Consider the following 21,512-nt stretch of genomic DNA (forward strand, 5'->3'; position numbering starts at 1 on the left):
CACGTCGCTCTACAGCAGCAGCACCGGCGTCGTCGCGTGCCCCGACCCCTCGCAGCGCCCCGCGACGATGCGCAGGATGCTCGACAGCGTAAGCTACGACTACAGCAAGAAGCCGCTTCCCGATCGCGGCGAGTTCGAGTGCCGCTACGTCGTGACCACCGACCGCTTCGAGGAGGGCGACGACGCCAGCACCGAGGGGGTGCGCGTGTGGGAGGGCACCGTCGACACCGTGATCCCCGGCGCGCGCCAGCCCGTCTCCAGCAAGGCCTTCAAGGACGCCAGGGAGCTCTCCGCGATCGTCGCCTAGCGGCATTGCGCGTGGCACCTCAGGGCGCAAGCGCGGCCCTCTCCCGAGCACGGTGGTGCGGCGGGGGAGGGCCGCGGCTCTTCTCGGATAACTGAATGGGGCCTCTACCAGCGATTGGAAGGGGCAGATTTTGCGCCGCCAAAACCCTTTGCCAAACATTTATGCGGTTTAGTGCAGCTTCGGGCATTGTTTTGTTAGAATAGCGTCGCATCGATAACAGAGTGGGTCGATGAGCCCCACCTTTAAAAAGGAGTGCGCAATGGTTTCCAAGCAAGTGACTATCGTTTCCGCCACCGGCCTTCACGCCCGTCCCGCGTCCCAGTTCGTCCAGGTCGCGAAGGAGTACCAGAGCGCCGTCACCATCCAGGACATCGACAAGGGCACCGCTGCCGTCAACGCCAAGTCCATCATGATGATCCTCGCTGCCGGCCTCGGCACCGGCACCAAGGTCGAGATCGCTTGCGACGGCCCCGACGAGCAGGACGCCCTCAACGCGCTTCTCGCCATCAAGGACGGCGACGCCAGCCTCTTCTCCGAGTAGGCCTTGTCGGTCCTACCAAAGGATCCAAACGAGCAAGCCCGGTGCCCCAGCGGCATCGGGCTTGTTTTGCTGGACCTCGACGGCACGATCGTGAGCGGCGGCACGCACGTCTCGGAGCGGGTCCGGCACTCGCTGGTCCGCGCGCACGAGAGGGGCGTCACGCTTGCCGTCTCGAGCGGCAGGCCGTACCACATGGTGCCGCGCTCGATCCGCGAGCTGGGCGTGATGGACTACTACGTCTGCACGAACGGTTCGGTCGTGAACGACCGGGCGGGCGAGAGGATCTTCTCCCACGGCTTCGACCCTGCCTCGGCGACGCGGATCATGGGCATGCTCGAGCACCTGAGGCCGGGCTGGAACGTCTTCGTGAGCGACGAGGGCTATGCCGAGGTTCGCAACCACACCTACATGATCGGCGGCGCCACGGGCGCCGCGGGCGCTGCGGGCGCCGCGGGCTCCGACGGCGCCGCGGGTGCCGGTGGGGGAGCGGGCGCGCTGCGCGCGGTCTCGTCCGTCGCGCGGTTCGCGCTGGCCATCGTCGCCGGGCCCGGCTTTCACGAGCGACTGTCCGTCCGCGGCGTCGTGCGCCGCGCGGACCAGGTCGACAAGATGGGATGCTCGTTTGCCTCCGAGTGGGCCGCCGACGAGGCATGCGCGCTCCTCTCGGCGGAGTCGTCGTCCGAGGTCGTGCGCATGACGCCGCTCGAGCTCGAGATAACGGCCGCCGGCGTCGACAAGGGCACGGGCGCCTCCTGGCTCGCCGATCGCCTGGGCGTTTCGCGCGAGGCGACCGTGGGCTTCGGCGACGGTGCCAACGACCTGCCGCTCGTGGGCGCAGTCGGGCGCTTTGTCGCCATGGGCAACGCCGACGACGAGGTCAAGGCCGTCGCGTCCGAGGTCTGTCCCACGATCGACGAGGACGGCGTTGCCCAGTGGCTTGACGCCCACGTGGGCTAGGGCCGCGGCGCGGGCGCCCCGTGCGCTGCGGCACGTGCAAAACCCGGGCAGGGCCCGGTTCCAAGAGAGCGAAGGCATTCATGAGCGAGTACAAGAACCCCAGGGAGACCTGGTTCACCTACGACATCGTCGCGGAGGACCCCACGACGCACGCGCGCGCGGGCGTGCTGCACACGCCGCACGGCGACGTGCCGACCCCAATCTTCATGCCGGTGGGCACCAAGGCCACGGTCAAGGGCCTCTTGCCCGACCGGCTCGAGAGCCTGGGCGCCAAGATCATCCTGGCGAACACGTACCACCTGGCGAACCGACCCGGCGAGGACCTCGTCGAGGAGATGGGCGGCCTGCACGACTTCATGCAGTGGCATGGGCCGATCCTGACCGACTCGGGCGGCTTCCAGGTCTTCAGCCACGGTGACTTCACCAAGCTCACCGACGACGGGGTGACGTTCCGCTGCGTCGACTACGACGGCTCGTACTTCCACTGGACGCCCGAGCGCAACATGGAGATCGCCCAGAAGCTGGGGGCCGACATCGTGATGCAGCTCGACCAGTGCCCGCCGTACCCGGCCTCGCGCTCGTTCGTGGAGCGCGCCGTCGAGCTCTCGAGCATGTGGGCCGAGCGCTGCTTCAAGGCGCACGACCGCGAGGACCAGGCGTTGTTCGGCATCGTCCAGGGCGGCATGCACCTCGACCTGCGCCTGCGCTCGCTCGCGCACCTCGAGGAGTGCGGCGACTTCCCGGGCTACGGCATCGGCGGCTACTCGGTGGGGGAGGACCACGACACCATGTTCGAGACGCTCGCGCCCCTGGCGAGCGAGCACATGCCGAAGGGCAAGCCCCGCTACCTCATGGGCGTCGGCAACCCCACGACGCTCGTGCGCGGCGTCTCCTGCGGCATCGACATGTTCGACTGCGTGCTGCCCACGCGCACCGCGCGCATGGGCTCGGCCTTCTCGAGCGAGGGTAGGCTCAACTTCAGGCACGCGCGCTTCACCCACGACGACCGCCCGATCGACGAGAAGTGCACCTGCCCCGTCTGCTGCGGCGGCTACAGCCGCGCCTACCTGCATCATCTCGTGCGACAGAAGGAGATGGTGGGCTCGGTCCTGCTCTCGATGCACAACGTGTACTTCCTTCTCGACCTCATGCGCCGCGCGCGCGAGGCGATCATCGAGGGCCGCTACGCCGCCTTCGAGAGCGATTGGCTCTCCTGTCCAGCGGCACAGGACTGGTAATCGACGAGCGGGGCAAGAAATTTGCGTCCCGCAAGTGGTCTATAATTTCACCCGTTTATGAGCCGGGGCATGTCCCCCGTACAGAAGGTATCGACACATGGCTGACAAGAAGAGCAAATCGGAGGAGGCCGGCCTCGACCGGTGGAAGTCCTCCGAGGGCGCCTCTCCCAAGGGAGGGCGTCGCGGCAAGTCCAAGGTGCGCGCCAAGAAGACGCGCAAGCGCAAGATGAACCCGACCGTGCGTCGTTGGGCCTCCACCCTCGTGATTCTCTGCGTCGTGCTCGTCGTGTGCGTGATCGGCTTCACGCCGGTGGGCGAGAGGATCACCCAGGGACTCGACATCCAGGGCGGCGTGTCCGTCATCATGAAGGCCTCCAAGACCGACGGCACCGCGCCGACGGCCGAGGACATGGCCACGGCGACTGCCATCGTGCAGAACCGCGTGAACGCCCTCGGCGCGTCCGAGACCTCCGTCCAGCAGCAGGGCACCGACTCGATCCTGATCCAGATCCCGGGCGCCACCAACGCCGAGCAGGCGATCCAGACGGTCGGCCAGACCGGCATGCTCGAGTTCGTTCGCCTCGACGAGATCGGTGACGCCGACGCGCTGGCCAAGCTCAACGCCGGCACCGAGGACGTCAAGCTGAAGGAGGGCACCTACACCGCCTTCATGGACGGCTCGCACCTCACGAACGTCAACGTCGCGCAGGCGAGCAACTCCGCCACCGGCTCCTACGCCGTCAACGTCAAGCTCGACGGCGAGGGCACCCAGACCTTCGCCGACGTGACCAAGGAGCTCGCGCCCACCAAGGGCAGGATCGCCATCGTGCTCGACGGTACGGTCAAGTCCGCTCCCGCCGTCCAGAACGAGATCACGGGCGGCGAGGTGTCCATCACCGGTAACTTCACGCTCGAGAGCGCCAAGAGCCTCAAGACCGTGCTCGACTCCGGCTCGCTGCCGGTCACGCTGACCTACTCCGAGAGCCGCGTCGTCGGCCCGACCCTCGGCCAGGACTCCCTCAACCAGGGCGTCTTCGCGATCGGCATCGGCGTGATCATCGTCGTCGCGTACCTGTTCTTCTTCTACCGTGGCCTGGGCTTCCTCACCATGGGCTCCCTCGGCGTGTTCGCCGTTCTCTACCTCGGCATCCTCGCTCTTCTCTCCCACTTCGGGGCCTTCGCGCTCACGCTTCCGGGACTTGCGGGCATCGTCCTCACCACGGGCTCTGCCGCCGACTCGTCGATCCTCGTGCTCGAGCGCTTCCGCGAGGAGATCCGCATGGGTCGCTCCGTCAAGAACGCGGCCGTCTCCGGCGCCAAGCACGGCATCATGACGTCGCTCGACGCCGACGCCGTCCAGATGGTCGCCGCCCTCGCGCTCTTCTTCGTCGCGGTCGGCTCGGTCAAGGGCTTCGGCCTCACGCTGGCCCTCGGCATCATCTGCGACATCGTGACCATGTTCTGCTTCAAGGCGCCCGCGCTGCGCCTGCTCGCGCTCAAGACCATTCCGAAGCACCCCAAGTTCTGGGGCGTCGACCAGGACCTCGCGGAGGCGGGCCACGCCGCGGACGCGAAGGCCGAGAAGGGAGGTGTCGCGAATGCTTAGCCACTTCTCCCGCGAGATCCCCTTCATGAAGCACAGGAGGATCCTCCTGGGCATCTCCGCGACGCTCGTCGTCCTCTCCATCGTGGGCCTCATCGCCCGCGGCCTCGTGTTCGGCATCGAGTTCCAGGGCGGAACCGAGGTCGACTTCACCGACACCGGCTCCATCACCATCGAGCAGATGCGTGACGCCCTCGTCAAGACCGGCGAGTCCGACCCCACGATCCAGACGTCGGTCAACGACGGCACCAACGGCTTCATGGTACGCACCACCACGACCGACCCCAAGACGGCCAACCAGCACGCGGCCGCCGCGGCGTCTTCGCTCAACCTCTCCGAGGACCACTACACGGTCACGACCATCGGCCCCGACTGGGGCGGCGACGTGACGCGCGCCTCCGTGATGGCCTTCGGTGTCGCGATCGTGCTCATCATCGCGTACGTCTCCATCCGCTACGAGTTCAAGATGTCGATCACGGCCATCGCGGCGCTCCTGCACGACCTCGTGGTCACGCTCGGCGTCTACGCCTGGACCCAGACGGCCATCACCCCCAACGTGGTGGCGGCCCTCCTCACGATCATGGGCTACTCGCTCTACGACACCGTCGTCGAGTTCAACCGCACCGACGAAAACGCCAAGACCCTCAAGGACGGCATCCACCGCACCTACTTCCAGATCTGCAACTACTCGATCAACGAGGTCATCGTCAGGACCATCAACACGACGATCACCACGATCGTGCCGGTCATCTGCATGCTGCTGCTCGGCGGCGCCACCCTCAAGGACTTCGCCTTCGCCATGCTCGTCGGCGAGCTGCTCGGCACCTACTCGTCCTTCGCCGTCGCGTCGCCGCTGCTCGCGATCTGGAAGACCCGCGAGAAGAAGTGGGCTCGCCTCGAGCAGAAGTACGGCGAGGCCGCACAGGCCGCCTCCGTCGAGGAGGTTGCCCCCGAAGCTGCCGAGAAGGGCGCTGAATAGGGGTGTCCGGCATTCTCGACAGCCGGCGCTGGGAGCTTCTGGCGCAGGACCCGCGCTGCGAGCGGATGCTGTCGCGCGAGCTCGGCGTGTCGCGCCTCGTTGCGCGCACCATGGCCGCGCGCGGCATCGACTCGCCTGACGCCGCGCGGGCCCTGCTCTCGCCGTCGCTTGCGCGCGACTGGGCCGACCCGCTCACGATCCCCGGCATGGCCGAGGTCGCCGACCGCGTCGAGCGCGCCGTCACCGGCGGCGAGCGCATCGCGGTCTTCGGCGACTTCGACGTCGACGGCATGAGCGCGACCTGCCTGCTCACGCTGGGCCTTCGCGACCTGGGCGCCTCCGTGTGGCCCTACATCCCCAACCGCTTCGGCGAGGGCTACGGCCTCTCCGAGGAGGCCCTCTCGCGCGTGATGGATGACTGCCACCCCGACCTCGTCGTGACGGTCGACAACGGCATCGCCGCGCGCGACGAGGTGGCCTGGCTCCTCTCGCAGGGCGTCGACGTCGCGATCACCGACCACCACGAGCCTGCCGAGCTCGTCCCCGAGGGCGTGCCCGTGACCGACCCCAAGCTCGAGCGCGACTGCCCCTCGCGCGAGCTCGCGGGCGCCGGCGTCGCGCTCAAGCTCGTGCAGGAGCTCGGCCGCCGCCTCGGCTCGCCCGACGTGTGGCGCGCCTACACCGAGGTCGCCTGCCTCGGCACGATCTCCGACATGATGCTCCTCAACGCCGAGAACCGCGCGCTCGTCGCCGACGGCGTGAGCTGCCTGCGCAACACCCGACGCCCGGGCATCGTCGCCCTCGCGGCCACGGCCGGCGTCGACCTCTCGCAGGTCACGTCCGACTCGCTTCCGTTCTCGATCATCCCCAGGCTCAACGCCGCGGGCCGCATGGGCTCGGTGGACGTCGCCTTCGACCTTCTCATCACGGACGATGCCGCCGAGGCCGCGCGCCTCGCCGGCGCCCTCGAGCAGACCAACACCGAGCGCCGCGAGATCGAGGCCTCCCTCACCGAGGAGGCCGTCGCCGAGGCCGAGCGCCGCTTCAGCGGCGGCCGCTCCATCGTGGTCTGGGGCGAGGGCTGGCACGAGGGCGTCAAGGGCATCGTCGCGAGCCGCCTCACCAACCGCTACCACGTCCCCGCGATCGTCTTCTCCGTCAGCGACGGCATCGCGCGCGGCTCGGGCCGCTCCGTCGGCTCGGTCGACCTCTTCCGCGCGGTCGAGCAGTGCTCCGACCTGCTCGTGCGCTTCGGGGGCCACTCGGGTGCGGTGGGCGTCACCTGTGACGAGAAGAGCCTTCCCGCCTTCGCCGAGGCCCTCGAGCGGGCCCTCGCGCCTCTCGACGCCGACGACTTCCAGGACAGGGGAGAGGTGACCGCGCTCGTCACCCTCGACGAGATGAACGTCGAGGACATCGCCTCCCTCGAGGCGCTCCAGCCCTTCGGACAGGGCAACAAGCGACCGCTCTTCGCGGCGCGCGGCGTCGCCATGCGCAACCGCTTCCGCGTGGGGCAGGGCGCCAACCACCTCCGCTTCTTCGCGACCGACGGCTTCGGCGGCGCGTCCGCCATCATGTTCCGTGCGCCCCAGATCGAGCGCGCGGTCGACTGGGAGGGCCCGGTCGACCTCGTCTTCGAGGCCGTCAACGAGACCTGGCAGGGCAGGACCCGCTCCAAGCTCATGGTGCGCGACATCATCTACCCCTCCGGCGAGGACGACGCGCGGGCGGACGCCTCCGATGCAACCGCGGCACCCGCTGCGCCCGAAGGCGCGGGCGCCTCTGCCGCTCCCGCCGCGACCGACGCCGGGCCTGCGGCTTCCGAGGGTTCCGCAAGCCTCGTCGACGAGCTCTTCTCGCGCGCCGAGCAGTCGCTCTCGCGCGACGCCTACGCCACTATCGGCGAGGCCGACTCGTTCATGACCAAGGTCGTGGGCGTGAGCTTCGAGGGGCGCCAGCAGGTCGTGGCGACCCTCTCCGCCGGCGACGCGCTCGAGGTCGTGCGCGACGCCGACAACGAGGTCGACCCCTCCGCCGTCGCGGTCATGGCGACCGGTGGGCGTCAGGTTGGCTTCCTCAGGCGTCAGATTGCGCAGGTACTGGCTCCGCTCATGGACGACGGCGCCCGCTACGGCGCGACCGTGGCCGAGGTCACGGGCGGCTCCGACGGCCGTGAGTCGCTCGGCCTCAACATCGAGGTCCGCCGCCTCGACAGGCAGGACGCCGAGGTCGAGGACGACGCCTCGTCGAGGGAGCGCGCTCGTCTCGCCCGCCTGGGCGTGGCCGAGCTCACCGACGAGCTGCGCCGCTCCATGATCGGCGAGCACAGCCTCCTGCCGGCGCAGCAGGCCGCCGTCGACCGCCTGGCCGAGGGGCGCTCCACGCTCTGCGTCATGGCGACCGGCCGCGGCAAGTCGCTCATCTTCCACATCCACGCCGCGCGCGAGGCCATCCTGCTCGGCCGCGCGAGCGTCTTCGTCTACCCGCTGCGCGCGCTCGTGAGCGACCAGTCGTTCCACCTGGCCGAGTCGTTCGGCGCGCTCGGCATGAGCGTCGCCGTGCTGACGGGCGAGACGTCCTCGGCCGAGCGCGACGAGGTGTTCGCCGCGCTCGCCGACGGCACGGTCGACGTGCTGCTCACCACGCCGGAGTTCCTGCAGATCCATGTCGCGCGCTTTGCCGCGGCACAGCGCATCTCGTTCGTCGTGTTCGACGAGGCCCACCACGCCGGCGAGGCCAAGAGCGGCAAGCGCAGCTCCTACCTCTCGATGCCGCAGGTGCTCTCCGAGCTCGGGAACCCGGTCGCGCTCGCGGTCTCGGCCACTGCCAGCGACGCGGTCTCGACCGAGATCTGCAGGCTCTTCTCGATAGACGAGGCCGACGTCGTGGTTGACGCGAGCGTCCGCGAGAACCTGTTCGTGCGCGACTACCGCGGGCTGCGCGACCGCGAGGACGCGCTCGTCTCGATCGTCGCCTCGGGCATGAAGACCGTGGTCTACGTCAACTCGCGCGAGCAGTCCGTCGCGCTGGCGCGCATGCTCAGGCGCAACATCCGCGAGCTGGGGCAGCGCATCGCGTTCTACAACGCCGGCCTCTCGCGCGAGGACCGCACCCGCGTCGAGCAGGCGTTTCGCGCCGGCGAGCTTTCGTGCATCGTCTCGACGAGCGCCTTCGGCGAGGGCGTGAACCTGCCCGACATCAGAAGCGTCGTGCTCTACCACATGCCCTTCGGCTCGGTCGAGTTCAACCAGATGAGCGGGCGCGCGGGCCGCGACGGCCAGGACGCGAACGTCTACCTGCTGTTCGGCGCCGCCGACTCGCGCATCAACGAGCGCATCATCGCGTCGGGCGCCCCCGAGCGCGCCGACCTCGTGGCGCTCTACCGTACGCTTGGCGAGCTTGCCGCGCGCGCCCGAGAGGAGTCCGCCGCGGAGGGCGGCTCGGACGCCTCCTTCCAGATGACCAACGCCGACATCGCGGCGATGGCCGCCGAGAGGGACGTGCGCTGCCACCTCGACGAGCACTCGGTGTCCTGCGGCATCTCCGTCTTTGCGGAGCTCGGGTTCCTGCGCACGTCAGGCTACGGCACCGCCCGCCGCATCACGATGACGCCCTCTCCCGAGCGCATGCGGCTCGAGGATTCGATACGATACCTAGAGGGGCTCAAGTCCCGCAGCGAGTTCGAATCCTTCAGGGATTGGGTACTCTCTTGTACGGAGCAGCAGCTCCTCGATCGAATCAACAAGCCGATCACCCCGGCCTTCGGCGTGAGGGTGAGCTAAGGGGGGGTCCATGGCTGAGACTTCCAAGAGGGCCGGGAGGGACCGACGAAACAGCGTCCCCCAGGCAGACAACTGGCGCGTCCTGCAGCAGACCTGCAGCGAGTACCTTGACGACGAGGCGATGGCCAAGGTGGTGTCCGCGTACGAGTTCGCGGCTTCGTTCCACAAGGACCAGCGCCGTCGCTCGGGCGAGGCCTACATCAACCATCCCGTCGAGGTGGCGTTCATTCTCGCCAAGGACCTCCACATGGATGCCGACCCGATCTGCGCGGCCCTCCTCCACGACACCGTGGAGGACACGTCGGCGACCCTCGACGACCTCACCGAGCGCTTCGGCGCCACGGTCTCCGAGCTCGTCGACGGCGTCACGAAGCTGACGTCGATCGAGGTCAGCTCGATGGACGAGAAGCAGGCGCTCAACCTGCGCAAGATGTTCCTCGCGATGTCGAAGGACATCCGCGTCGTCATCATCAAGCTCGCCGACCGCCTGCACAACATGCGCACGCTGGCGGCGCTTCCGGCCGACCGCCGCACGTTCAAGGCACGCGAGACCATGGACGTCTACGCGCCCCTGGCCGACCGCCTCGGCATCTCGTCGATCAAGTGGGAGCTCGAGGACCTGGCCTTCTTCTACCTCGAGCCCGAGGAGTACGAGCGCATCGCCCGCATGGTGCAGGACTCGCGCGCACAGCGAGAAGAGCACACGTCGAGCGCCATCAAGACCCTCGACAGCGAGCTCAAGCGCGTAGGACTGTCGGACTACCAGATCACGGGCCGACCTAAGCACCTCTGGTCCATCTACCAGAAGATGACGCGCAAGCGCAAGGACTTCGCCGACATCTACGACCTGATCGCGCTGCGCGTCCTCACGGTCTCGGTGGGCGACTGCTACTCCACGCTCGGCGCCGTCCACTCGCTCTGGCACCCGCTGCCCGGGCGCTTCAAGGACTACGTCGCCATGCCCAAGCCCAACGGCTACCAGTCGCTGCACACCACCGTGATCGGCTCGGACGCGCGCCCCATCGAGATCCAGATCCGCACCTTCGACATGCACGACCAGGCCGAGTACGGCATCGCCGCGCACTGGCTCTACAAGCGCGCCGGCAACTCCAAGGGCAACATGTCGTCCGATGACAAGAGCATCGACTCGCAGATCAGCTGGATCCGCCGCAGCCTCGACTGGACCACCGACGACGAGATGGGCGACGCCACCGAGTTCCTGAACAGCCTGCGCGTCGACCTCTTCGAGGACGAGATCTTCGTCTTCACGCCGAAGGGCGAGGTCATGAGCCTCAGGCGCGACTCGACGCCGCTCGACTTCGCCTACGCCGTCCACACCGAGATCGGCAACCACTGCGTGGGCGCCAAGGTCAACGGCGTGGTCGTCCCGCTGGCGCACCGCCTCGAGAGCGGCGACCGCGTCGAGATCCTCACGAACAAGAACGCCAAGCCGAGCCGCGACTGGCTCAACCTCGTGGCGACGCCCTCGGCCAAGGCCAAGATCCGCAAGTACTTCGCCACGGCGAGCAAGACCGACGACGCCGAGCAGGGGAGGAGCGACATCGCCCACGAGCTGCGCAAGCGCGGCTACGGCATCTCCAACCAGCGCACCACCAAGGCGATCGACGAGGTCGTGGAGCAGCTCGACTTCGTGCGCACCGAGGACTTCTTCGCGGCGGTCGGCACCGGCAAGATCTCGATCAAGGCGGCCGTCAACCGCATCGAGGGCGTGCTCGAGAAGAACTCGCCCGAGAAGGTCGCCGAGCGCGAGGCCGCTGCCGCGAAGGCCGCCGAGCAGAAGCGCGCCATGGACGAGGACAAGCCCCTCATCAACCAGGCGAAGAAGCAGGCCTCCGACAAGAAGAGGCGCCACAACTGCGGCGTGGTCGTCAAGGGCGACCCCGATCTTCTCGTCCACCTCGCGCACTGCTGCAACCCCGTGGCCGGCGACCAGATCGTGGGATTCATCACGCGCGGCCGCGGCGTCTCGGTTCACCGTGCGACCTGCCCGAACTGCAAGAGCCTCATGGAGCACCCCGAGCGTCTTATCGACGTCGAGTGGGACACCAGCAAGGCGACGGAGTTCCAGGTGGAGATCGTCGTCGATGCGACCGACAGGATGGGCCTGCTCAAGGACGTCACGATCGCCATCGGCGACGCGGGCGCCAACATCCTCTCGGCGGCGACCCAGACATCATCGACGGGGCGGGCGCGCCTGCGCTTCCTCGTTGCAATTTCCGACGCGTCCCTGCTGGGGGCCCTTCTCGCAAGCGTCAACCGCGTGCCTGCGGTCTATGACGCGCGAAGGATCCTGCCGGGCGAGGGCGCAAGCCAGATGAAGCGGAGGGCTTAGGTTTCATGAGCGAGCACGACAACTGCTGTTGCGGCGGACATGACCACGGGCACGGCCACGGCGACGGCTGCTGCGGCGGACACGGACACGAACATGACCACGGGCACGGCCACGGCGACGGCTGCTGCGGCGGCCACGGCGAGGGCCACGGCCACGGGCACGGCCACGGGCATGGCCACGGCGATGGTTGCTGCGGCGGCCACGGACACGACGACAAGCACGGCCACGGCGACGGCTGCTGTGGCGGACATGGCCATGGCCACGGCGAGGGCGGCTGCTGCGGAGGCGGCGGCTGCCATGGCGGCGGCGACCAGGTGGGCATCTTCGTGGTCGGCCCCATCGAGACGAACTGCTACGTGTACATATCGGAGGGGGAGTGCCTCGTCGTCGACCCCGGCAACTCCGGCCAGGCGATCTTCGAGCACCTTCCCGAGGGCGTGAGCGTCAAGTACATCGTCGCGACGCACGGCCATGGCGACCACGTGGGCGGCGTCAAGGCGCTGCGCGAGGCCACGGGCGCGAAGTACGCGATCCACGCGGCCGACGCCGAGCTGGCGCGCCACGCCGGCGAGCCGAGCGAGCAGGGCCGCTCCTATGACGACAATGCCCCCGACCCCGACCTCACACTCGCCGAGGGCGACGTGATCGAGGTGGGCTCCGCCACGTTCACCGTGATGGAGGCACCAGGTCACACGCCAGGAGGCATCGTCCTTCTCGGCGGCGGGACCGCCGAGCACATGTGCTTCGTGGGTGACACGCTCTTCCAGGGCTCGTGCGGCCGCACCGACCTCGCGGGCGGCGACAGCGAGCAGCTCAAGGCGACGCTCGCGCGCATCAAGCGCGAGGTGCCGCCCGAGACCAACCTGATGTGCGGCCACGGCGAGATCACCACCATGGAGGACGAGCTGAGGAACAACCCGTATCTGGTATAGTTTTTCACGCACTCGCGCCCGAGTGGCGGAATTGGCAGACGCAGCAGACTCAAAATCTGCCGTTGGCAACAGCGTGTGGGTTCGAGTCCCACCTCGGGCACCATGAGAAGCGATCGGGGAGGCTGCGGCCTCCCCGTTTTGCTGGCGGGCCGCCCGTTCGTGCGTGGGCGCGCGAGATGTGGAGAAGCTCTCGAGATGGCTGGCGGGGAAATTTCTCCTTGTGCGGGCGGCGTCTCGGGGTTAGGATAGTCACGGTGTTTTTAGAAGCGGGGCCTCGAGCCCCCACCTACACGGCGCCTCATGGCAGCTGTCTGGTCAGACAACAAGCTCTTCTCGCCGACCTCGTCGGCACTTGTCTCCTGGATGCTGTCGCGCCGGGAGTTTTTTTATGCGGCTCGCGTCGCATGTGACGAAGGGAAGGTGTCGAAGATAGCCAAGAACGAGGGTTCTCGCATCAATGACGAGATCACAGCTCGTACGTGCCGCCTGATTGGCGTCGACGGCTCGCAGCTTGGTCTGTTCGGCGTGGCGGATGCCCAGCGCATCGCCGACGAGCAGGGTCTTGACCTCGTGGAGATCGCTCCCAACGCGGAGCCTCCCGTCTGCAAGGTCATGGACTACCGCAAGTACAAGTACGAGCAGGACCGCAAGGCCAAGGCTGCCCGCAAGAAGCAGGTCAGGGTCGAGGTCAAGGAGATGAAGTTCCGCCCGAAGATCGATGTGGGCGACTACACCACCAAGAAGAACCACGTCCTGCGCTTCCTGAAGAAGGGCGCTCGCGTCAAGGTCACAATCATGTTCCGCGGCCGCGAGATGGCTCACCCGGAGCAGGGCCTTAACGTCCTCGAGAGGCTTGCTGAGGACCTGAAGCCCTATGCCACGGTCGAGTCGCAGCCCAAGATGGAAGGCCGTAACATGCACATGCTTGTCGCCCCGATCAAGGGTGCCTTCGATGAGAAGGACGAAGAGGGCGACGTCGAGATCGAGAAGGAGAACTAGCATGCCCAAGATGAAGACTCACAAGGGTTCGGCAAAGCGCTTCCGCCGTACCGGCACCGGCAAGATCATGCGTGCCAAGGCTTTCAAGAGCCACATCCTCACCAAGAAGTCCCCGAAGCGCATCCGTGGCTTCCGCAAGGAGGCAGTGCTGGAGAAGTGCGACGCTCAGGTCGTCTCTCAGCGCATGGGTAAGTAGGCGCGCTAGCGTCCATAAGAAGCATTTTCAAGGAGTTGATTGATAATGGCACGTGTTAAGCGCGCAGTCGCCGGCCGCAAGAAGCGTAAGACTCTCGTCGAGCGCACCAAGGGCTACTACGGAACGTCCTCCCGCACCTTCCGCGGCATGAAGGAGCAGGCCCAGCACTCCGGCCAGTACCAGTACCGTGATCGTCGCACCAAGAAGCGTGACTTCCGCGCTCTCTGGATCCAGCGCATCAACGCCGCCGCCCGCCTGAACGATCTGTCCTACAGCAAGTTCATGCACGGCCTGAAGCTCGCCGGCGTCGAGCTCGACCGCAAGGTCCTCGCTCAGATTGCCTACGAGGACTCCGCGGCTTTCGCCGACCTCGCCGAGGTCGCCAAGAAGGCGCTCGCTGAGTAGAAGAGCTTCCTCGCTTTGAGGTTGACGGACCCGATGGCATTCGCCGTCGGGTCCTTTTCTTTTGGCTGTCAGAGTTTGGGAGTGGTTGTCGAGGGGTTGTCTGGTCTTGGGCGCGTCCGTGGGCGCGCATGGGCCCCTGTGGCGCCTTTTGCGGCTCGATAATGGATCGGGGGTGCGAGTGGTCCGGGAGGCATGAGCGCAAGCGGGCATCCGGGGCGTGAGGCTTCGGAGGCGCGTGGCGCAGGCGGCCCTCGTGGTCGTGACGAGACATGAAAGCGGCCCCACGGGTGAGACTGAGCTCACGCCCGTGGGGTCATTTCATGTTGAGGGTCATGTCACGGCGACCACCTACGCCATGCATTATCGCCTTTGACGGGGTCCGAGTCGCAGTCGTGTGGAGGGGCTACTGGTCCTTGTGGTGGAGGTGGGGACCGCGTGCGGCCTCCTCCTCGTGCAGGCGCTTGGCCTCCTCGTCGAAGGCGGGGTCCTGCGGCGTGACGAGCTCGTCGTCACCGGTCTTGGGATTGAGGTGGTGGAGGAGGACCGGCCTGAAGAGGTGCAGCTTGCCGGCGATGAGCGCGGAGATCACAAGCAGCGCGACGAAGATCGCGATGCGGGGGATGACCTCGACCTGCGTCATGCCGAAGGTGCCCAGGCAGAGCAGGAACGTCCACGCGTACATGATCAGCACGGCCTGCTTCTGGTCGAAGCCCTCGTCGATGAGTCGGTGGTGGATGTGTCCGCGGTCGGCCTGGCCGATGCTGACGTGGGCGCGCTTGCGCCTCACGATCGCGGAGAAGGTGTCGATGATGGGGATGCCTGCGATGACGAGGGGGACGATGATCGTCGTGAGGCCCGCGGTCCTGGTGACCGAAAGCAACGAGACGATGCCGAGCGTGAAGCCGAGCAAAAGCGACCCAGAGTCACCCAGGAAGATCGACGCGGGGTGGAAGTTGTAGCGCAGGAACCCCAGGGTGGCGCCCGTCAGCGCGATGGCGAGGGTGGCTGCGTCGGCGCGGCCCGCCATGACGGCCAGCACGAACATGGTGAAGCTCGAGATGCAGGCGAGGCCGGAGGCGAGCCCGTCGAGGCCGTCGATGAGGTTGAAGATGTTCACGTAGGCCACGAGGTAGAGGACCGTGATGGGGTAGGCGAGGATGCCGAGGTCGAGGGCGTCGCCGGTGAGCGGGTTGACGATGACGCCGATGACGACGCCGCTGGCGACCGCGATGACGGCGGCGATGACCTGGCCGGCGAACTTCTGAAGGGGCTTGAGCTGGAAGATGTCGTCCAGGACGCCGGTTGCGAAGATCGCGACGAAGCCGATGACCATCAGGTGGTAGTCGAGCGTCTCGAAGTGGGGGGCCGGCGTGAGGACCGTGGGCCAGCCGAAGTAGGTGGTGCCGATGGCCTCTGCGACGAAGGCGCAGATGATGCCGAGGAAGACCGCGATGCCGCCCATGCGGGGGATGGGGACCTTGTTGATGCGGCGCTTCCCGGGCTTGTCGACGGCGCCGACCCGCGTGGCGATCTTGCGTGCGAGCGGGGTCGTGACGAGGGCGGTGATCAGCGCGGTAAGGAACAGGGTGAGATATGGAACCCACGGTCTTGCCATGCCTGTACGTCCGCTCCCTTCTGGTGCTCGCAGTTTCAATCCCGAAAATGATACTCGATTGGGTGTGCGCGACGCGCGGCGTGAGCCATGTGCATGAAAAATGCCCCCTCTCGGGAGCACCCACTTTCTAATAGTCCTATAGGCCAAAACCTAAAGTCAAGACTGGTATCGCCCACAGGAGTCTCTATAGTTTGAGGTGTCGTCCCCCTGCGGTCACAACTGGGTGAACCGACAAGCGTTTTGAGGGAGCCCATATATCGTCCCTATTACAGGTATCCTCCGTTGTCGGGGAAGCTGGAACAGGCGACGCGGGCACCCACCTTATGGAGGTGGGTTCATTTCGCAACCGCAGGGGGCGACTTTTTTTGTGCGCCACGCCGTGCGCCTCGCGAGTGAGTTTCGCTGGTGAGGCGCACGTTGTCTGTGGGGCGCCGCGCGGGCGAGAAGAGCGTGCCCCCGTCCTTGGGACTTCATTTCAAATTCTCTGTTGACTTCGATTGGACGAATTGCGACAATGCCTCTTGCGCAATTCCTTGGGGATGTAGCTCAGCTGGGAGAGCGCTGCCTTCGCAAGGCAGAGGCCGAGGGTTCGAATCCCTTCATCTCCACCATCTTGGACGTACGCCCGGGTGCTTCGCATCCGGGCTTTTTCATATCGGTGGTGTCTCGTGCGTCATTGGCAATACGATAGCTGCGAGCTGTGCCCGCGCCACTGCGGCGCCAACAGGAGCAAGGGTTCCGTGGGCGTCTGCGGCGTCGGCGCGACGCCGATGGTCGCCCGCGCGGCGCTGCACTTCTGGGAGGAGCCTCCCATCTCCGGCGAGGCCGGATCGGGCGCCATCTTCTTCTCCGGCTGCTCGCTGCGTTGCGTCTTCTGCCAGAACCACCAGATCAGCCAGGGTGCGTTCGGCGTCGAGGTCACCTCGGCGCGCATCGCCCAGATGATGCTCGAGCTCGAGGGCCAGGGCGCCCTCAACATCAACCTCGTCACGCCGTCCCACTTCGCGCCCCACGTCAAGGAGGCGGCTCTTCTCGCCCGCGAGGCGGGCCTTTCCGTGCCCATCGTCTGCAACACGAGCGGCTACGAGTCCGTCGAGGCCGTGCGCGAGCTCTCCGAGGTCGTCGACGTGTGGCTCACCGACTTCAAGTACGCCTCGCCCGAGCATGCCGCGAGCCTGTCGCGCGCGGCGGACTACCCCGAGGTCGCCGCGGCGGCGCTTCGCGAGATGTTGGCCTCGCTCAGGCGCGCGGGCGGGCGCGCCGAGGCAGAGGACGGCTCCATGCGCCGCGGCATCATCGTGCGCCACCTCGTGCTCCCCGGCCACGTCGACGACTCCATCGCGGTGCTCGACCGCGTGTGGGAGCTGTGCGGAAACGACGTCGACCTGTCGGTCATGAACCAGTACACGCCCAACGACCGCTGCCGCGAGCTCGGCGGCGACCTGGCGCGCGCGGTGAGCGACGAGGAGTACGAGGCCGTGCTCGACCACGCCGACGAGCTCGGCTTCGAGCGCATGTGGTGGCAGCAGGGCGGGACCGTCTCCGAGAGCTTCGTTCCCGCATTCGACACGACCGGCGTCGAGGGCCCCGAGCTTGACGCCATCAAGAACAGCTAGCAACCAGGATCGGGGCTCGTCCCCGGCGAGGAGGAACCATGTCCGAGAACACGCAGGGGCTGAGCGCCGAGGAGCGCGCCGAGCTCGAGCAGCTGCGCGCCGAGAAGGCCGCGCGCGAGCAGGCCGCCCGCGACCGCGCCGAGCGCGCCGAGCTCGAGCGTCTCAAGGCCGAGCGCGACCGCAAGCGCGCCGAGGCCGAGAAGGACGCGCACGCCCGCGAGCTGCGCGAGCGCAACGCCAAGCTCATGGAGCCCGACGACGACCTGCGCATGCCCGTCGGCCAGAAGGTCGTGCTCGCCGTGGTCTTCGTCGCCGTCGTCGCGATCGTCTGCGTGATGCTCTTCACGCACTAGGACCAAGCGTCGCGCATGTGGAGTGGGGGAGAAGAGCCTCGCCTCGCTCGCGTCTCGCAAGGGGGAGAGCTGCGCAAGTGCTACCCTATGCTGCAGCGCTCCTCGCATAAAACTCGTGTCGTTTTTGCACCCGAAGGGAATGTCCCATGGCACTGACAGACCAAACCAAGCCCACCGACGTCGCGCTCAACACTGACCTCTACGAGCTGACGATGGCCCAGGGCTTCTGGGAGTCGGGCATGGCCGACGCCGAGGGCTGCTTCAACGTCTTCTTCCGCGAGAACCCCTTCGGTGGCGGCTACGCCGTCGCCTGCGGCATGGGCCAGATCGCCGACCTCGTCGAGAACTTCTCGTTCGATGACGACGCGATCTCCTACCTTGCCTCGGTGCAGGCGCCCGGTGGCGGCCCCCTCTTCAAGCGCGGGTTCCTCGACTACCTCGCGGGCTTCAAGCTCCGCGTCTCCATCTGGGCCGTCCCCGAGGGCGAGCTCGTGTTCCCGCGCGAGCCGATGGTGCGCGTCGAGGGACCCCTCATCGACTGCCAGCTCATCGAGACCGCCCTGCTCAACCTCGTGAACTTCCAGACGCTCGTGGCCACCAAGACCGCGCGCGTCGTGCATGCGGCCGAGGGGCATGCCGTGTCCGACTTCGGCCTGCGCCGCGCCCAGGGGCCCGACGGCGGCCTCGCCGTGGCGCGCGCCTCCTACGTCGGCGGCGCGAGCTCGACCTCCAACGTGCTGGCCGGCAAGACCTACGGCATCCCCGTGTTCGGCACCCACGCCCACTCATGGGTCATGGCGTTCCCCACCGAGCTCGAGGCGTTCCGCGCCTTCGCTCGCACGAGCCCCAAGAACTGCGTGCTGCTGCTCGACACCTATGACGTGCACCAGGGCATCCAGAACGCCATCGTCGTCGCCAAGGAGATGGAGGCCGCGGGCGAGCGCCTCGCCGCCATCCGCATCGACTCCGGCGACCTCGCGCGCCTCTCCAAGGAGACGCGCGCGGCCTTCGACGAGGCCGGCCTCGACTACGTGAGGATCTCGGTCTCCAACGACCTTGACGAGTACACGATCCAGTCTCTTCTCGCCCAGGGCGCGCCCATCGACTCGTTCGGCGTGGGCACCAAGCTCGCGACCTGCGACCCGCAGCCCTCGCTCGGCGGCGTCTACAAGCTCTCCGCCACGCGTGCGGCCGCCGGTGAGGCGTGGGAGCCGGTCATCAAGCTCTCCGAGATGGCCTACAAGCGCACGATCCCCGGCATCCAGCACGTCCTTCGCTACTACGACGCGTCGGGCTGCCCCGTCGGCGACATGGTGGTCGACGACTCCTGCGCGGACGAGACGCGCTCCGGCACCATCGTCGACGTGCTCGACGACCTCACGACCTACGACGTGTCCGGGGCGGAGCCGCGCGAGCTTCTCGTCCAGCTCGTCGACGCGGGCGAGCGCGCGTGCGAGAACGAGCCGCTCGAGGCCGCCAAGGCGCGCTGCCGCGAGGCGCTGATGAGGCTCGACCCGGCGCACCGACGCTTCCTCAACCCGCAGATCTACCCCGTGGGCCTCGAGCCGGGCCTCGCGCGCCTCAGGGGAGAGCTCGCGCGCCGCGAGCGACGAGGGTCGGGGCGCAGCCTGTAGGCGTTCGTTTCGACCGATTCACGAAGCAGCCACGCGTCTGATGTCTGATGCCCCCGCTCTGATAGACTCATCGAAGTGTCCGGCACGGCCGGTTAGAACAAGAAGGAGTAGTTAGCATGCCCGAGACCATTGAAGAGCTTGTAAAGCAAGCCATTGCCGCCGCGCAGTCCGCAGGGACCCTGCCCGAGTTCGAGATCGAGGACTGCGGCGTCGAGCGACCCGCCGACACCTCCAACGGCGACTGGTCGTCCACCGTCGCGATGCGTTCGGCACGTCTCGCGCACATGGCCCCCGCCAAGATCGCCCAGGCCATCGTCGACAACATGCCCGCCAACCCCTCGGTCGCCAAGGTCGAGGTCGCTGGCCCCGGCTTCATCAACTTCTACATGTCCACCTCGGCCAACAACGACGTCTTCCGCGCCGTGCGCGAGAAGGGCGCCGACTGGGGCCGCGTGAACGTCGGCAACGGCCTCAGCACCCAGGTCGAGTTCATCTCCGCTAACCCCACCGGGCCCCTGCACGTCGGCCACGGCCGCTGGGCAGCCCTCGGCGACTCCCTCTGCAACGTGCTCGAGTTCGCCAACTTCAAGATCCAGCGCGAGTACTACATCAACGACCACGGCTCCCAGATGGACGTCTTCGGTCGCTCCGTGGCGATGCGCTACCTCCAGATCGGCCAGATCTGCGCCGAGAAGAGCGTGGACGTCGACGCCGCGGCCGAGATCCTGATCGAGGACCGTGGCAACTTCGTCGAGGACGACAACGACGAGCACCCCGAGACCCACCCCTACATGGACGCCTTCAACGAGGCGCTCGGCGGCAACTCCTACGGCGGCGACTACATCATCGACATCGCCAAGGAGTTCTGGGCCCACGACGGCGACAAGTGGATGGAGGCCGACGAGCAGGCCCGCGACGACGAGTTCCGCGAGCGCTCCTACCGCTACATGCTCGCCCGCATCAAGAAGACCTGCGACCAGGCCCGCTGCGAGTTCGACGAGTGGAGGAGCGAGCGCTCCTTCTACGAGAAGGACGCCTCCGGCACCAGCATGGTCGACCGCGCCTTCGACACGCTGCGCAAGGACGGCTACGTCTACGATGACGACGAGGGCGTCGTGTGGTTCAAGTCGACCGCCTTCGGCGACGACAAGGACCGCGTCCTCGTGAAGCACAACGGCGAGTACACCTACTTCGCCTCCGATGTCGCCTACTGCCTCGACAAGTTCGACCGCGTCGACTACGAGATCAACATCTGGGGCGCCGACCACCACGGCTACATCAAGCGCGTCCAGTCCGTCGCCGAGGCCTTCGGCTACCCCGGCAAGTACGAGATCCTGCTCGGCCAGTTCGTCAACCTGCTCAGGAACGGCGAGCCGGTCCGCATGTCCAAGCGCAAGGGCACGATGATCTCCTTCCAGGAGCTGCTCGACGAGGTCGGCACCGACGCGACCCGCTACACGCTGATCAGCCGCTCCTCCAACCAGACCATCGACTTCGACATCGAGGCCGTCAAGCAGCGCTCCAACGCCAACCCCGTCTACTACGTGCAGTACGCCCACGCGCGCATCTGCTCGATCCTGCGCCGCGCCGCCGGCGTCACCGAGGACGAGGCGAAGGAGATGGGCATGGACGCCGTCGCGGCCAAGGCCATCGGCGACAACTACGACCTCGCTCTTCTCACCGATCCGACCGAGGCCGCCCTGGCCCGCAAGATCTCGGAGTTCCCGGACCTCATCGCCGGTGCCGCCCGTGACCGCGCGCCGTTCCGCCTCACGCACTTCTGCGAGGAGCTCGCGAGCGCCTACCACGGCTTCTACGCCGCCTGCCAGGTGCTCCCGAACGAGGGCCGTCCGGTCGACCCCGAGCTCTCGCGCGCCCGCCTCGCCGCGTGCGACGCCGTCCGCATCAACCTCGAGGTCGCGCTCACGCTCATTGGCGTCACTGCGCCCGACGTGATGTAGGTCGCCGTTCTGTTCGAGCCCCGATAATTCTTTCAGGATTA

18 protein-coding genes and 2 tRNA genes are annotated in these 21,512 nt (G+C 67.3%); 18 read left to right on the top strand and 2 right to left on the bottom strand.

Features of this window, described 5'->3' with window-relative positions; all coding sequences use genetic code 11:
* From M5D76_RS05300 to M5D76_RS05335, 8 genes are all read left to right on the top strand, one after another.
* Positions 1-307: hypothetical protein (locus M5D76_RS05300; RefSeq protein WP_248922364.1), on the top strand; the 307-nt coding region annotated here is incomplete at its 5' end.
* A gap of 259 nt (positions 308-566) precedes the next feature.
* A complete protein-coding gene (locus M5D76_RS05305; RefSeq protein WP_248922365.1) occupies positions 567-848 on the top strand; it encodes an HPr family phosphocarrier protein in 282 nt (93 codons plus the stop codon).
* A gap of 66 nt (positions 849-914) precedes the next feature.
* Complete coding sequence (locus M5D76_RS05310; RefSeq protein WP_248922366.1) at positions 915-1,805, top strand: HAD family hydrolase; 891 nt, start codon at positions 915-917, stop codon at positions 1,803-1,805.
* A gap of 80 nt (positions 1,806-1,885) precedes the next feature.
* Entirely contained in the window at positions 1,886-3,043 is a 1,158-nt protein-coding gene (gene tgt, locus M5D76_RS05315; protein WP_248922367.1) for a tRNA guanosine(34) transglycosylase Tgt, read from the top strand.
* A gap of 97 nt (positions 3,044-3,140) precedes the next feature.
* On the top strand, positions 3,141-4,649 hold the full coding sequence (gene secD, locus M5D76_RS05320) for a protein translocase subunit SecD (protein WP_248922368.1): 1,509 nt from the start codon (positions 3,141-3,143) through the stop codon (positions 4,647-4,649).
* Positions 4,642-5,625, top strand: coding sequence for a protein translocase subunit SecF (gene secF, locus M5D76_RS05325; protein WP_248922369.1), 984 nt, complete (start codon positions 4,642-4,644; stop codon positions 5,623-5,625). The genes secD and secF overlap by 8 nt, the downstream gene beginning before the upstream one ends.
* Before the next feature lie 2 nt (positions 5,626-5,627).
* Entirely contained in the window at positions 5,628-9,407 is a 3,780-nt protein-coding gene (gene recJ / locus M5D76_RS05330) for a single-stranded-DNA-specific exonuclease RecJ (RefSeq protein WP_248922370.1), read from the top strand.
* A 10-nt stretch (positions 9,408-9,417) separates the two neighbouring features.
* Positions 9,418-11,760, top strand: a complete 2,343-nt coding sequence (locus tag M5D76_RS05335; protein ID WP_248922371.1) for a RelA/SpoT family protein — start codon at positions 9,418-9,420, stop codon at positions 11,758-11,760.
* Here the strand turns inward: M5D76_RS05335 and M5D76_RS05340 are convergent.
* Positions 11,757-12,059 (bottom strand): hypothetical protein, encoded by a 303-nt coding sequence (locus M5D76_RS05340; protein ID WP_248922372.1) that lies wholly within the window; start codon positions 12,057-12,059, stop codon positions 11,757-11,759. The two genes, M5D76_RS05335 and M5D76_RS05340, sit on opposite strands and share 4 nt — an antisense overlap.
* Positions 12,060-12,074: 15 nt before the next feature.
* Between M5D76_RS05340 and M5D76_RS05345 the strand changes: the two genes are divergently transcribed.
* From M5D76_RS05345 to rplT, 5 genes are all read left to right on the top strand, one after another.
* Entirely contained in the window at positions 12,075-12,692 is a 618-nt protein-coding gene (locus tag M5D76_RS05345) for an MBL fold metallo-hydrolase (protein ID WP_248922373.1), read from the top strand.
* A gap of 16 nt (positions 12,693-12,708) precedes the next feature.
* Positions 12,709-12,795: transfer RNA gene (locus tag M5D76_RS05350), tRNA-Leu, on the top strand.
* 326 nt (positions 12,796-13,121) lie between these two features.
* Entirely contained in the window at positions 13,122-13,691 is a 570-nt protein-coding gene (infC, locus tag M5D76_RS05355; protein ID WP_248923057.1) for a translation initiation factor IF-3, read from the top strand.
* A 1-nt stretch (position 13,692) separates the two neighbouring features.
* Positions 13,693-13,887 carry a 50S ribosomal protein L35 gene (rpmI, locus tag M5D76_RS05360; RefSeq protein ID WP_248922374.1) on the top strand — a complete coding sequence of 65 codons (195 nt, stop codon included), beginning with the start codon at positions 13,693-13,695 and terminating at the stop codon, positions 13,885-13,887.
* 45 nt (positions 13,888-13,932) lie between these two features.
* A complete protein-coding gene (gene rplT / locus M5D76_RS05365) occupies positions 13,933-14,292 on the top strand; it encodes a 50S ribosomal protein L20 (protein WP_248922375.1) in 360 nt (119 codons plus the stop codon).
* Between the two features lie 403 nt (positions 14,293-14,695).
* Here rplT and M5D76_RS05370 read toward each other — a convergent pair whose 3' ends face one another.
* Complete coding sequence (locus M5D76_RS05370) at positions 14,696-15,907, bottom strand: glycosyltransferase family 4 protein (RefSeq protein WP_248922376.1); 1,212 nt, start codon at positions 15,905-15,907, stop codon at positions 14,696-14,698.
* A 535-nt stretch (positions 15,908-16,442) separates the two neighbouring features.
* Here M5D76_RS05370 and M5D76_RS05375 point away from each other — a divergent pair.
* The 5 genes from M5D76_RS05375 (at position 16,443) to argS (ending at position 21,471) form a co-directional block, all read left to right on the top strand.
* Positions 16,443-16,518: transfer RNA gene (locus tag M5D76_RS05375), tRNA-Ala, on the top strand.
* A gap of 57 nt (positions 16,519-16,575) precedes the next feature.
* Positions 16,576-17,523, top strand: a complete 948-nt coding sequence (locus tag M5D76_RS05380) for a radical SAM protein (protein WP_248922377.1) — start codon at positions 16,576-16,578, stop codon at positions 17,521-17,523.
* A gap of 38 nt (positions 17,524-17,561) precedes the next feature.
* Positions 17,562-17,876: a hypothetical protein gene (locus tag M5D76_RS05385; protein ID WP_248922378.1), complete on the top strand. Its 315-nt coding sequence runs from the start codon at positions 17,562-17,564 to the stop codon at positions 17,874-17,876.
* 146 nt (positions 17,877-18,022) lie between these two features.
* Complete coding sequence (locus tag M5D76_RS05390; protein WP_248922379.1) at positions 18,023-19,510, top strand: nicotinate phosphoribosyltransferase; 1,488 nt, start codon at positions 18,023-18,025, stop codon at positions 19,508-19,510.
* A 116-nt stretch (positions 19,511-19,626) separates the two neighbouring features.
* The gene (gene argS, locus M5D76_RS05395; RefSeq protein WP_248922380.1) at positions 19,627-21,471 is read left to right on the top strand and encodes an arginine--tRNA ligase; all 1,845 of its coding nucleotides are present in this window, start codon (positions 19,627-19,629) and stop codon (positions 21,469-21,471) included.
* Positions 21,472-21,512: the final 41 nt, after the last annotated feature.

Origin of the sequence: Olsenella intestinalis, from assembly GCF_023276655.1 — a bacterium.
GTDB classification, from domain to species: Bacteria; Actinomycetota; Coriobacteriia; order Coriobacteriales; family Atopobiaceae; genus Olsenella_J; species Olsenella_J intestinalis.

Bases quoted from the DNA above. Each gene is read 5' to 3' on its own strand.
- M5D76_RS05305 (WP_248922365.1), top strand. From the start codon at position 567: ATGGTTTCCAAGCAAGTGACTATCGTTTCCGCCACCGGCCTTCACGCC.
- tgt (WP_248922367.1), top strand. From the start codon at position 1,886: ATGAGCGAGTACAAGAACCCCAGGGAGACCTGGTTCACCTACGACATC.
- secD (WP_248922368.1), top strand. From the start codon at position 3,141: ATGGCTGACAAGAAGAGCAAATCGGAGGAGGCCGGCCTCGACCGGTGG.
- secF (WP_248922369.1), top strand. From the start codon at position 4,642: ATGCTTAGCCACTTCTCCCGCGAGATCCCCTTCATGAAGCACAGGAGG.
- M5D76_RS05335 (WP_248922371.1), top strand. From the start codon at position 9,418: ATGGCTGAGACTTCCAAGAGGGCCGGGAGGGACCGACGAAACAGCGTC.
- M5D76_RS05340 (WP_248922372.1), bottom strand. From the start codon at position 12,059: ATGGCAGCCGCCGCCTCCGCAGCAGCCGCCCTCGCCGTGGCCATGGCC.
- rpmI (WP_248922374.1), top strand. From the start codon at position 13,693: ATGCCCAAGATGAAGACTCACAAGGGTTCGGCAAAGCGCTTCCGCCGT.
- rplT (WP_248922375.1), top strand. From the start codon at position 13,933: ATGGCACGTGTTAAGCGCGCAGTCGCCGGCCGCAAGAAGCGTAAGACT.
- M5D76_RS05370 (WP_248922376.1), bottom strand. From the start codon at position 15,907: ATGGCAAGACCGTGGGTTCCATATCTCACCCTGTTCCTTACCGCGCTG.
- M5D76_RS05385 (WP_248922378.1), top strand. From the start codon at position 17,562: ATGTCCGAGAACACGCAGGGGCTGAGCGCCGAGGAGCGCGCCGAGCTC.
- M5D76_RS05390 (WP_248922379.1), top strand. From the start codon at position 18,023: ATGGCACTGACAGACCAAACCAAGCCCACCGACGTCGCGCTCAACACT.
- argS (WP_248922380.1), top strand. From the start codon at position 19,627: ATGCCCGAGACCATTGAAGAGCTTGTAAAGCAAGCCATTGCCGCCGCG.